The sequence below is a fragment of the Enterobacter cloacae subsp. cloacae ATCC 13047 genome (genome assembly GCF_000025565.1).
GTDB classification, from domain to species: Bacteria; Pseudomonadota; Gammaproteobacteria; order Enterobacterales; family Enterobacteriaceae; genus Enterobacter; species Enterobacter cloacae.
This window is the reverse complement of record NC_014121.1, coordinates 2312704-2324760: the sequence shown is the minus strand read 5'-3', so window position 1 is coordinate 2324760 and position 12057 is coordinate 2312704. Positions and strand designations below refer to the sequence as shown.

Genomic DNA, 12057 nt, shown 5'->3' with positions numbered 1-12057 from the left:
CGAAAAAACGATACATGCAGAATATACATGAAAAACCTTCCGGTGTTTTCACCACCATCATGCACGACAAACGTATTATCTGAGCCGTGCCGAGGTTTGTTACATGGCGTGAGTACTTCTTTTGATTTTGGCGATGAGTTTTTCTGTCACGCTCAGGCCTTCCGCGTTCTCCGCATCAATCACGGCGCTTCCGAATTCGTTAATTAAATCCAACAATATTTCGTAAGACTGAATCAGTTCCAGAAGATCAAAGAGGGCTTTTTGGTCGGCACGCGTGGGGGAGGCTTGGTTAAGCGTTGCCTGATTAACAATCCATTCAAGATTGGTTTTGATGGCTTCTACGTCATGGTAGCTATACATATGTCATAGGCTTAAATCCTCATTTCAAGATTTTATGGGAGAGAGGTAGCGAAAGCGTCGCGATAAAAACGTTTATGTGGCGGGCCCGGTGCGAGCTCAAGAAGGAATGCAGGAAAAGTAATTATGGATGAGTTCGCTGGCTTAGCAAGTTAATTGTTGCGCCAACGGGCAAATTAACGCGCGAAAGAAAGGGCATTGTCATGTAATGCCTTCATTTCGCGCAGGCTATGCTATTTTGCTAACGCGATCAGGTTTCCCAGGCGTGCGGGGCGAACAGATAACCCTTGTTACGCACGGTTTTGATGCGGTACGGCTCGGTGGCGTTGTCCTGCAGTTTCTTACGCAGTCGCGAAATAGCCACGTCAACACTGCGATCCATTCCATCGTAACTTACGCCGCGCAGGTTTTTCAGCAACGCGTCACGGTCCATAATTTGCCCCGCATGGGTGGCCAGCTCCCAGAGCAGGTCAAAATCGGCGGTAGAGAGCGCGATAAGCTCACCGGAGAGCAGGACCTGGCGGTTAACCGGATCGATGGATAACGTGCCAAACCGCATCGCTTTATGCGGCATCAGGGACTGCGCCGGCACCTCGCGTTCACTGCTGGCATGCTGGCGCAAATGCAGGCGCAGACGGGCGAGCAGAACGGCAGGCGGCGTGGTTTTAAGAATGTAGTCATTGGCCCCCATCTCCAGCGACAGAATATGGTTCATGTCGCTGTCCAGTGAGGTCAGCAGCACGATAGGGCCATCCCACTGAGCGCGCAGGTCGCGGCACAGCGTCATCCCGTCTTTGCCGGGCAACATGATATCCAGCAGCACCAGATCCGGGTTTTCACGCACCACGACCTCTTCGGCGCGATCGCCACGTGGCTCAACAATAACGTCCATATCATGTTTACCCAGATAAGCGGCGATCAATTGCCCCACTTCGGGCTCATCTTCTACATAAACAATCTTATTCATACAACGTCTGTTATCGCGAAAAATGCCAACATACTCCGCGTAACCTTAACCTTCCATTAATCTTTCAAAATTAACGTCAGTTCCGTTATTCTGGCTGTTATTGTTACTTGATTGTTATAGGAAAAAGCATGGGGCTGGCGATAAAAGCCGCGCTGGGCGCGCTGGTGGTGTTATTGATTGGCGTACTGGCAAAAACCAAAAATTACTACATTGCCGGGCTGATTCCGCTCTTCCCGACGTTTGCGCTCATTGCACACTACATTGTCGCCTCGGAACGCGGCACTGAGGCGCTGCGCACCACCATTGTGTTTGGCATGTGGTCAATCATCCCTTACTTTCTCTACCTGTTGTCCTTGTGGTATTTCACGGGCTTTCTGCGGCTTCCCCTGGCGCTGGGCGGGGCGGTGGTCTGCTGGGGGCTCAGCGCCTGGGTGCTGATTTTCTTCTGGAGCCGCTATCACTAGCGCAGCGGTCGCCCGCCGTCCACGGCAAAGGTTCTGCCGGTGACGTAACAGCTGGTGAGCAGATAATCGATAAGGTCGATCACCTCTTTCTCGCCAGGGGCGATTTTCATCAGGGATTTATTCAGCGCCTGCTGACGATACTCGGCATCATCGCCCTCGTTGAATAAAATCATCGCCGGGGCGATGGCGTTCACCTTGACCTCTGGTGCCAGCTTACGGGCAAATGAACGCGTCATGTTATCCAGTGCGGCTTTACTCGCCGCATAAGCGATGTGTTTGTCGCTCCCGCGCTCCACCACATAATCGGTGAAATGAATAATGTCACCCGCGGCATGGCCGTGGCCGCGCAGCAGATCCTGCAGGGCATGGTTAAGCAAATAGGGGGCATTGACGTGGATCTGCAGCATACAGGCGAGCGTTTCGCTGAGCGACGTACCGGGTTTTTCTGCAAGCCATGCGCTGGCGTTATGGATAATCGCCCGCAGACCGTGGGTCGTTGATTTGACCTTATCCGCAAAGGCAAGAATGCCATCGTCGGTGGAGAAATCAGCCTGTATACAGGTTGCCCCCGCTTTTCGTAGCCCGTCTATCGAGGGGTATTCCGTGCGGTAACTGACAATGACCGGGTGGCGAAGGTTGAGAAAGTGATGGGCGAGGGCGAGGCCGATACGACGGCCTCCGCCGGTGATCAGTATTGGGCGATGCTGCGCAGTTCCCATCGTATTCTCCTTTTCAGTTCAACAATGGGAAACGCAGGGTTATCCCATTAACATCCAGGTTGCCGGTACGGCAGCAACCAGTAACAGCCCGATGAGGGCCATTTCACGGCGTTTAAGCGCGTTCTCCAGCTGATGAGTACGGCGGGCATAGATAAACACCAGCAGGCCCGGCGCATACAACACCACCGACAGCAGCAGATGCATAGGCCCGGAAGCATACAACAACCACAAACCGTAAATACAGGCGCCGATCCCTACCGCATAATGCGCCGGGCGGGTGGCGATTTTTAACAGATACGCACCCACTAAGAAATAGGGTACCAGAATCATCTCCGAGGCGATGGTCAGCAGGGTGTTATAGTCCGAACCTGTGAGCCAGATCAGCACCAGGCAGACCTGAACGCTGATATTCGTCAGCCAGAGTGACGCTGACGGCGCACTGTTTTTATTCTGCCGGGCAAACAGACGCGGAAACGCTTTGTGCGTGGCAGCCAGGAAAGGCACTTCTGCCGCCATGATGGTCCAGCTCAGATAAGCCCCGCAGACGGAGATAATCAGCCCCGCGGCAATGACCACATCGCCCCAGCTACCGAGCATTTTGACCATCAGACCGGCCATGGATGGGTTACGCATTTCGGCCAGTTCAGGACGAGCCACCACACCCAGCGACAGCAGCGTCACCAGCAGATAGACACCGAGGGCCGCCAGCACCGCCAGCAGCGTGGCGCGTCCGACGTCGCGCTTATTGCGCGCGCGGGCAGAGACCACCACCGCACCTTCAACACCAATGAAAACCCACAGGGTGATCAGCATGGTGTTTTTCACCTGCTCCCAGACGGGGACGCCCAGCGCAAGGCCAGTGAAATCGAGTTTAAATACATCCAGACGGAATGCCATAAACGCCAGCACGATAAACAGCCCGAGCGGAACCAGTTTGGCCAGCGTCGCCACCAGGTTAATGCTTGCCGCTGTCTGGACGCCGCGCAAAATGAGCCAGTGTACGACCCACAGCAGCACCGACGCCCCGACAATCGACTGCCAGGTGTTGCCGTCACCAAAGAGACGCAGCTCGGGCGTATCGGTAAAGAAACTGAGCGCCGAGAAGACAATAACCAGATAGGAGACGTTAGCGATCACCGCACACAGCCAGTAACCCCACGCGGAACAGAAGCCAATCAGTTCCCCAAAACCGGCCCGCGCGTAGGTGAAAATACCGCCATCGAGATCGGGACGAATACGGGTCAGCAGCAGCATGGCGAAGGCCAGCAGCAAAATGCCAACGCCGGTAATCCCCCAGCCAATCAGTAGCGCGGCAGGGCTTGCGACGGCCGCCATATTCTGCGGTAAACTGAATACCCCCGCACCCAGCATTGAGCTTAAAACGAGTGCAGTTAAAGCACTCAGGCCAAGTTTCTTTTCCATTGGCTTCCTGTTATGAAAGGTCCAAATCCAGAATAATTATTTCGCACAGGCGCATAAAAATGGTGGATCACACTAAGGCGCGGGATTTTACGGAGTGTCACGAACGCATGCAATGATGTGTAGCAGAAATTCAAAAAAAGTAACAAAAAAAGGCGGCACTGAGCCGCCTTTAATGAAGGGTTTTGTTACTTGTACAGATCGGCGCTGATGGTCATGTTGTTACCACGTTCCTGCCACTGGCGGGTGATGTGGTAGTACTTCGCCCCTTTCTTCGCCGCACGCTTCGCGACCTGATAAGAGACTTCCGTACCGTTGCCATAGTTGCCGGTAAACTTGATGCTATCGAACGGCACCATCTGCGCAGCCGTGGCGTTGTTCAGCTCTTCAACTTTGGTGCCGTCTGGCAGGGTAACGGAGTAACGGCCACCTTTCGTGGATTGCGTCTCAAAGAAACGGCCCACTTCAGCGCTTGGCGCTGCGGAGGTTGCTACGCCTGGAATTTCGACTTTTTTCGCTTCTTCGCCGCCTTTCGCTAACGCTGCGCGACCGGCTTCTGAATCAGCAGGGATGGCATCCGGGCTTTGCAGAACGCGTTTTTTCGCATCTTCTTTATAGATGAACGCGGTAATACGCTGGTTGCCACCCTGGTTAGCATCTACCTGACGCACGATGTAGAACGAGTAAGCCCCTTTCTGTTTCGCGGCTTTGGTGATGGCATCGTTCACTTCTGGCTGGCTGCGGTAGAAGCCCTGAACGGTAACGGTGTCATACGGTTCCAGCTCAATCGCCTGATCTTTAGGCAGTTCAACGACGCCGTTGATCACGCGGTTTTTCGGCGCGTCAGCTTTTGGCGCATTCTCTTTGTACAGCGCAATGGTCACGCGCTGGTTGCCGCTATTGCCTTGATCGGACTGGTCAAGCACGTAAAACGACGCTGCGCCGTTTTTATCAGCGGCTTTTGATGCAGCGGTGACGGCATCGCCAATAGAGTTGTAACGACCCACAATGACCGTATGGTCAAAAGGTTTTAACGCTGCCGCTTGCTCCGGCGTTAACTCTGTCGCGGCATTCGCAGACAGGGCGGTCGCGGAAAGAAGTGCGGACGCCAGGAGTGTGTTCTTAAGCTTCATAAAAATAATCCTTCGCCTTGCGCAAACCATGTACTGGTATTGTTGTTAATTTGAGACGGTCCCGATTATGGCATTTAAAACCTGTTGCTGTCTGCGCCATTTTTCACAGCCTGTGCTCACCGAAGGATCTGATTCGATAACATTTAGTGATATGTTGAAAAAACAGGCGTTTGACAAGCAAAAGTGATAAAGCATATGACTTTTACAAGTTAATTTAATGTTAATAAGTTGATCTCATATGGCGCTATATCATGTTTTTACCGCTTCGCTTGCGCGATTTATCGGTTCTGAGGATGAATTTAAGGTAAATATCTCTGTCAGCGAGGCCGTTCGCTTATTTTTCACAGATAATGTAAGAAATAGTGTTTTCAGGCGGTAGATCGCAGGCGCTATTTTCAGTAGGTTATAGAAAGTTTGTTACTGTTTTATTTTCCGGGGTTACTCATTTGCCGCCGCTCTAAGGATGGCGAAATTTGATGCAACTGCGGGCATTTATCGATAAACCATCATCAAAAACCGATGGAAGGGAAAACTATGCGTATTGGGGTACCAAAAGAACGGTTTGCCAATGAAACCCGCGTAGCGGCGACACCAAAAACGGTGGAGCAACTGCTTAAACTGGGTTTTACCGTCGCCATTGAAAGCGGCGCGGGCAAACTGGCGAGTTTCGAGGACGAGGCCTTTATTCAGGCTGGTGCGGACGTGGTGGACGGTGCTGAAGTCTGGCAATCACCCGTTATTCTGAAGGTGAATGCGCCGCAAGAGAGCGAGATTGAGCTGCTGAACCCGGGCACCACGCTGGTGAGTTTTATCTGGCCTGCCCAAAACCCAGAGCTGATGGAGAAGCTGGCGGCACGTGGCGTGACGGTAATGGCGATGGACTCCGTGCCGCGTATTTCGCGCGCGCAGTCTCTGGATGCCCTGAGTTCAATGGCGAACATCGCCGGTTACCGTGCAATCGTCGAAGCCGCCCACGAATTCGGCCGTTTCTTCACCGGTCAGATCACGGCGGCAGGCAAAGTGCCTCCGGCAAAAGTGATGGTGATTGGTGCCGGTGTGGCAGGCCTGGCGGCTATCGGTGCGGCAAACAGCCTGGGCGCTATCGTCCGCGCGTTTGACACCCGCCCGGAAGTGAAGGAGCAGGTGCAGAGTATGGGCGCCGAGTTCCTTGAGCTGGACTTCAAGGAAGAAGCGGGCAGCGGTGATGGTTATGCGAAGGTGATGTCCGAAGCTTTTATCAAAGCGGAAATGGAACTCTTTGCCGCGCAGGCAAAAGAGGTGGACATTATTGTCACCACCGCGCTGATCCCGGGTAAACCAGCACCGAAGCTGATCACCCGTGAGATGGTGGACACCATGAAGCCGGGCAGCGTGATTGTCGACCTGGCCGCGCAAAACGGCGGCAACTGTGAATATACCGTGCCGAACCAGGTATCCACGACCGCCAACGGCGTGAAGGTGATTGGTTATACGGATCTGCCTGGCCGTCTGCCCACGCAGTCGTCCCAGCTGTACGGTACTAACCTCGTTAACCTGCTGAAACTGCTCTGCAAAGAGAAAGATGGCAACATCACCGTTGATTTTGACGATGTGGTTGTGCGCGGCGTGACCGTGGTGCGTGAAGGCGAAATCACCTGGCCTGCGCCACCAATTCAGGTTTCCGCCCAGCCTCAGGCTGCACCGAAAGCGGCGCCAGAACCCACAGAGCCTGCTAAACCGGCGTCTCCGTGGCGTAAATATGCGCTCATGGCGCTGGCGATTATTCTGTTTGGCTGGCTGGCCGATGTCGCGCCAAAAGAGTTCCTCGGCCACTTTACCGTCTTCGCGCTCTCCTGCGTGGTGGGTTACTACGTGGTCTGGAATGTCTCCCATGCACTACACACGCCATTGATGTCGGTCACTAACGCCATCTCCGGGATCATCGTGGTCGGGGCGTTACTGCAGATTGGTCACGGCGGCTGGATTAGCTTCCTGAGCTTTATCGCGGTGCTGATTGCCAGTATCAATATTTTCGGTGGCTTCACCGTGACTCAGCGCATGCTGAAAATGTTTCGTAAAGGCTAAGGGGTAGCATATGTCTGGAGGATTAGTGACAGCCGCATACATTGTTGCTGCAATCCTGTTTATTTTCAGTCTGGCGGGACTTTCCAAACACGAAACGTCTCAGCAGGGTAATAACTTTGGTATCGCCGGGATGGCGATTGCGCTGATTGCCACTATTTTCGGACCCGATACCGGCAACGTTGCCTGGATCCTGGTGGCGATGATCATCGGCGGGGCGATAGGTATTCGTCTGGCAAAACGCGTTGAAATGACCGAAATGCCGGAACTGGTGGCGATCCTGCACAGCTTCGTCGGTCTGGCGGCGGTGCTGGTGGGCTTCAACAGCTATCTGTACCACGAACCGGGCATGGAGCCGATTCTGGTCAACATTCATCTGACCGAAGTGTTCCTGGGCATCTTCATCGGTGCAGTGACCTTCACCGGCTCGATTGTGGCGTTCGGTAAGCTGCGCGGTAAGATCTCCTCCAAACCGCTGATGCTGCCAAATCGTCATAAGCTGAATCTGGCGGCGCTGGTGGTCTCCTTTGTGCTGCTGGTGGTCTTTGTGCGTACCGAAAGCGTAGGTCTGCAGGTGCTGGCGTTACTGGTGATGACCATCATTGCGCTGGCGTTCGGCTGGCACCTGGTGGCCTCCATCGGTGGGGCAGATATGCCGGTTGTGGTGTCGATGCTGAACTCCTACTCCGGTTGGGCGGCGGCAGCGGCTGGCTTTATGCTGAGCAACGACCTGTTGATTGTCACCGGTGCGCTGGTGGGCTCTTCCGGTGCGATTCTGTCTTACATCATGTGTAAGGCGATGAACCGCTCATTCATCAGCGTTATCGCCGGTGGTTTTGGCTCTGACGGCTCCTCGACCGGTTCTGACGAAGAAGTCGGCGAGCACCGTGAGATCAGCGCAGAAGATACGGCAGAGATGCTGAAAAACTCGCACTCGGTCATCATCACCCCAGGCTATGGCATGGCGGTGGCGCAGGCGCAGTATCCGGTTGCTGAAATCACCGAGAAGCTGCGCGCGCGCGGCATCAAGGTGCGCTTTGGCATCCACCCGGTAGCGGGGCGTCTGCCAGGCCACATGAACGTGCTGCTGGCAGAAGCGAAAGTGCCTTACGACATCGTGCTGGAGATGGACGAGATCAACGATGATTTCGCCGACACCGACACCGTGCTGGTCATTGGCGCCAACGACACCGTTAACCCGGCGGCGCAGGACGATCCACGCAGCCCAATCGCCGGGATGCCGGTTCTGGAAGTGTGGAAGGCGCAGAACGTGATTGTCTTCAAACGTTCCATGAACACCGGCTACGCTGGCGTTCAGAACCCGCTGTTCTTCAAAGAGAACACCCACATGCTGTTTGGCGATGCCAAAGCCAGCGTGGATGCGATCCTGAAAGCACTGTAATTCGCGTTCTCCTCAAAAACCGCTCTTCGGGGCGGTTTTCTTATTTCTGCGGTCAGCGTTTCTCCTCTGTCTATACTTTACCCTTTGTGTACTACGAGGAGGTGAAATGCAATTTTTGTCCCGCTTCGACATCCTGGAGCTGATGATGACGCCGACATTCTGGGTAAGCGTCGCCACGGTTATCGTCGTGACGCTGCTGGTCTACTGGCTTCTGACGCGCCTGATCGCATTCGTTAAGAGAGGGATCACAACCTGGGGAGATAAGCACCCAACCACAAACAGGATGCGTTTTATCCTGACCGATATGCTTAACCGCACCAGTCGCTTCCTGCTTTTTGTCGTGGCGTTGCTCATCAGCCTGCGTTTTGTTGATTTACCCGACCGGCTCTTTAGCACCGTAAGCCACGCCTGGTTCCTTGTCTTCGCGATACAGGTGGCGCTCTGGCTGGATCAGGGCGTGGTGTCGTGGCTGCGACACGTTATGCTGGCCCCCGGCAGTCATAAAAATCCGGTTACCCTGGTGATCACCGGCCTTATCCTTCGCGCTATCGTCTGGTCTGTGATGCTGCTGTCGATTCTCGCTAACGCGGGCGTCAACATCACCGCGCTGGTAGCAAGCCTGGGGGTAGGGGGTATTGCTATCGCCCTCGCCGTACAAACCATTCTGAGCGACGTCTTCGCTTCGCTTTCTATCGGCTTTGATAAACCGTTTGAAATTGGTGATTTCGTGGTGTTCAACGACGTGGCGGGAACGGTGGAACACATAGGCTTAAAAACGACCCGTATTCGTAGCCTGAGTGGGGAGCAGATCGTTTGCGGTAACGCCATTTTGCTTCAGCAGACGCTCCACAACTATAAACGTATGCAGACCCGTCGCATCGTCTTCACGTTTGGCGTCGCCAGCGACACGCCGCCTGAAAAGCTGCGCTATGTGGGGGATATGGTCAGGCAGATCATCACCGATGTGGGTGAGACAAAGTTCGATCGCGCCCATTTCCTCGGGTTTGACCGTGACCGCCTGACGTTTGAAGTGGTTCATATTGTCAATACGGCGGATTACAACAAATACATGGATATCCAGCAGGAGATCAATATCCGTATTCTCGAAGGGCTGAACGCCCAGGAGATTAAGCTGGCGCTGCCCAGCATGGTGTTGCACGCACCGTGGATGCAGGATCGATCAACTGAAGAGACACAGACAGCGATCGAGAGCTGATAAGAAAAGCCCGCCGGGGAGGCGGGCGAATAGACTGACGTTAATCGTCTTCCGGGTCATCCAGCTCAACCGGTGTCTGGTACTCATCCGGCTTAATGACCAGCAGGTCGCAGCGCAGATGGTCAATCACCTGTTCCGCGGTATTGCCCAGGAACGCGGCAGAAATACCGGTCCGTCCGATGGTGCCCAGCACCACAATCCCTGCCTGCAGATGTTCGGCTAAATCCGGGATCACCTCTTCAGGCAACCCTTTCTCGACATGCGTCATGTTCTCATCAATGCTGAACTTCTGGCGCAACGCTTTCATGGCCAGCAGGTGCTGTCCGCGGATCGCGTCGTTATATACGCTCGGGTCAAATTCAGGCAGTTCGATGGCAATATTGATAGGGGTAACCGGGTAAGCGCCGACCAGATGCACTTCGGTGTGGTTAACCTGCTCGGCAAGCAGCAGCGTCTCTTTGACCAGCTTTTCATTCAGCGAATTGTGATAATCCTCTTCGCTTGCCAGGTTTACTGCCACGACGGCTTTGCCGCCTTCAGGCCACGGCTGATCTTTCACCATCCAGACCGGGCAAGGGCATTTACGCAGCAAGTGCCAGTCTGTCGGCGTGAAGATCACGGATTCCAGTTTGTCGTGCTGGTGCGCCATTTTCAGCAGCAGATCGTGCCCACCGGCGACCACCTCCTGGATAATCGCTTCAAAGGGGCGGTTATGCCAGACCACTTTAATATCGATAGGCACACCCGCTTCAAGGTAGTACTTCGCCTGTTCGCGGATCCACGCGGTACGTTGGCTGATCACTCCCTGACGCATAGCGGTACGCTCGTCAGGCGACAGAAGGGTGGTCATCTCATACGAGAAGTCATAGATCGGCAAAAACGCTTTGATTTTGCCACCAATCCGTTGATGTAAATACACAGCACGTCGTAATGCCGGCTGATCGTCCTGATTAGGATCGATAGCTACCAGCATGTTTTGATACTTTGCCATACAGGTCTCCTTACTACTGTCACCACAGTCTGTAATTAAAAGAGTAACCTATATATCCTGAATGAAACAGAGGTAAGGTTTTGCCAGATCAATAATTCATGAAAATATCTCAGAAGAATAGCACCGTCGTTGTCACCGCGATAAACGCAATCAACAACAGCACCATCACCACGATGGCAAACGTGGTGGAGTCCTGAACGTAGGTTTTTTCCTCTCCCTTCATTGGGCCGACAAGCATGATCCAGATGAAAAGGAAGGTCACGGAGGCAATAACAACTGAAACGAAAAATAAACTTTCTCTCAATTTAACCTCAACGAGAACCTTTCAGGAGCGGGGGATGTCTGTCGCAGGGGCGGGAAGTGGTGTGCTTACCTGCCAGACCAATAAATCATAAAAATTTATCGGCCTGGCATCAATCATTCGTGGAGTTTATGCCACGTTGCGGGCGTGGCCGGCAAGAACAGCCAGCGCTTCACCGTTTTCGATGGTGATATATTTACCTTTAACGGCCAGCATGCCGCTTTTCTGGAAACGGCCCAGCAGACGGCTGATGGTTTCCACGGTCAGGCCCAGGTAGTTACCAATATCGCCACGGGTCATGGTGAGACGGAACTCACGTGGAGAGAAACCACGTTCGGCGAAACGGCGGGAGAGGTTATAGATAAATGCAGCCAGGCGCTCTTCCGCATTCTTTTTGGACAGCAGCAGGATCATGTCCTGATCGCCTTTGATCTCACCGCTCATCAGACGCATCATCTGCTGACGCAGGTTTGGCATTTTGCCTGACAGATCGTCCAGCGTTTCAAACGGGATTTCGCAGACCATTGAGGTTTCCAGCGCCTGCGCAAAGCTCGGGTGATGGCCAGTACCGATGGCGTCAAAGCCGACCAGATCGCCTGCCAGATGGAAGCCGGTGATCTGCTCATCACCCTGTTCGGTGATGGTATAGCTTTTGATGGTGCCAGAACGGATAGCATAGAGCGATTTCAGTTCGTCTCCCGCTTTAAACAGCGTCTGCCCTTTCTGAATAGGCTTTTTGCGCTCGATGATGTTATCAAGCTGGTCAAGCTCATGCTCATTCAGGGTAAACGGGATACAGAGCTGGCTGATGCTGCAATCCTGGCAATGGATAGCACAACCGCCAGACTGAATGCGTCGTATAATTCGCTTTTCTGGGATCATAGGTTTGCTCAAGCCTTAATTGATATTGGTCAATTTTAACATCTTTTTGGTAAGTACGTAAGCCTGGCAAACCATCAATAAGGACAAGAGACGGCAACGTGTTGCCATCTTCTTGAAATTCCACAGCTTGATTATGGATTTTTAG

At 53.6% G+C, this 12057-nt stretch carries 12 protein-coding genes; 4 read left to right on the top strand and 8 right to left on the bottom strand.

Features of this window, described 5'->3' with window-relative positions; all coding sequences use genetic code 11:
• Positions 1–99: 99 nt before the first annotated feature.
• Both ECL_RS11140 and rstA read right to left on the bottom strand, forming a co-directional pair.
• Positions 100–360, bottom strand: a complete 261-nt coding sequence (locus ECL_RS11140) for a hypothetical protein (RefSeq protein ID WP_013096875.1) — start codon at positions 358–360, stop codon at positions 100–102.
• A 247-nt stretch (positions 361–607) separates the two neighbouring features.
• Positions 608–1324 (bottom strand): two-component system response regulator RstA, encoded by a 717-nt coding sequence (gene rstA, locus ECL_RS11135; RefSeq protein WP_013096874.1) that lies wholly within the window; start codon positions 1322–1324, stop codon positions 608–610.
• 128 nt (positions 1325–1452) lie between these two features.
• On the opposite strand from rstA, the gene ECL_RS11130 reads away from it, so the two are divergent.
• Positions 1453–1788, top strand: coding sequence for a GlpM family protein (locus ECL_RS11130; RefSeq protein ID WP_013096873.1), 336 nt, complete (start codon positions 1453–1455; stop codon positions 1786–1788).
• On the opposite strand, the gene folM is transcribed toward ECL_RS11130, so the two are convergent.
• The 3 genes from folM to ydgH all read right to left on the bottom strand — a co-directional run bounded on the left by folM (position 1785) and on the right by ydgH (position 5059).
• Positions 1785–2507, bottom strand: a complete 723-nt coding sequence (folM, locus tag ECL_RS11125) for a dihydromonapterin reductase (RefSeq protein WP_013096872.1) — start codon at positions 2505–2507, stop codon at positions 1785–1787. The genes ECL_RS11130 and folM overlap by 4 nt on opposite strands.
• A 39-nt stretch (positions 2508–2546) precedes the next feature.
• The gene (locus tag ECL_RS11120; protein ID WP_013096871.1) at positions 2547–3929 is read right to left on the bottom strand and encodes an amino acid permease; all 1383 of its coding nucleotides are present in this window, start codon (positions 3927–3929) and stop codon (positions 2547–2549) included.
• A 185-nt stretch (positions 3930–4114) separates the two neighbouring features.
• A complete protein-coding gene (ydgH, locus tag ECL_RS11115; RefSeq protein ID WP_013096870.1) occupies positions 4115–5059 on the bottom strand; it encodes a DUF1471 family protein YdgH in 945 nt (314 codons plus the stop codon).
• Positions 5060–5593: 534 nt separating this feature from the next.
• Between ydgH and pntA the strand changes: the two genes are divergently transcribed.
• The 3 genes from pntA (at position 5594) to ECL_RS11100 (ending at position 9738) form a co-directional block, all read left to right on the top strand.
• Positions 5594–7123 (top strand): Re/Si-specific NAD(P)(+) transhydrogenase subunit alpha, encoded by a 1530-nt coding sequence (gene pntA, locus ECL_RS11110; protein ID WP_013096869.1) that lies wholly within the window; start codon positions 5594–5596, stop codon positions 7121–7123.
• A gap of 10 nt (positions 7124–7133) precedes the next feature.
• Positions 7134–8522, top strand: coding sequence for a Re/Si-specific NAD(P)(+) transhydrogenase subunit beta (gene pntB, locus ECL_RS11105; protein WP_013096868.1), 1389 nt, complete (start codon positions 7134–7136; stop codon positions 8520–8522).
• Positions 8523–8628: 106 nt separating this feature from the next.
• The gene (locus ECL_RS11100; RefSeq protein ID WP_013096867.1) at positions 8629–9738 is read left to right on the top strand and encodes a mechanosensitive ion channel family protein; all 1110 of its coding nucleotides are present in this window, start codon (positions 8629–8631) and stop codon (positions 9736–9738) included.
• Positions 9739–9778: 40 nt separating this feature from the next.
• Here ECL_RS11100 and uspE read toward each other — a convergent pair whose 3' ends face one another.
• The 3 genes from uspE to fnr form a co-directional block, all read right to left on the bottom strand.
• Positions 9779–10729, bottom strand: coding sequence for a universal stress protein UspE (gene uspE, locus ECL_RS11095; RefSeq protein ID WP_013096866.1), 951 nt, complete (start codon positions 10727–10729; stop codon positions 9779–9781).
• Positions 10730–10838: 109 nt separating this feature from the next.
• Positions 10839–10991, bottom strand: a complete 153-nt coding sequence (locus tag ECL_RS11090) for a hypothetical protein (RefSeq protein ID WP_023620353.1) — start codon at positions 10989–10991, stop codon at positions 10839–10841.
• Positions 10992–11159: 168 nt separating this feature from the next.
• Entirely contained in the window at positions 11160–11912 is a 753-nt protein-coding gene (gene fnr, locus ECL_RS11085) for a fumarate/nitrate reduction transcriptional regulator Fnr (protein ID WP_006174991.1), read from the bottom strand.
• Between the last annotated feature and the right edge of the window lie 145 nt (positions 11913–12057).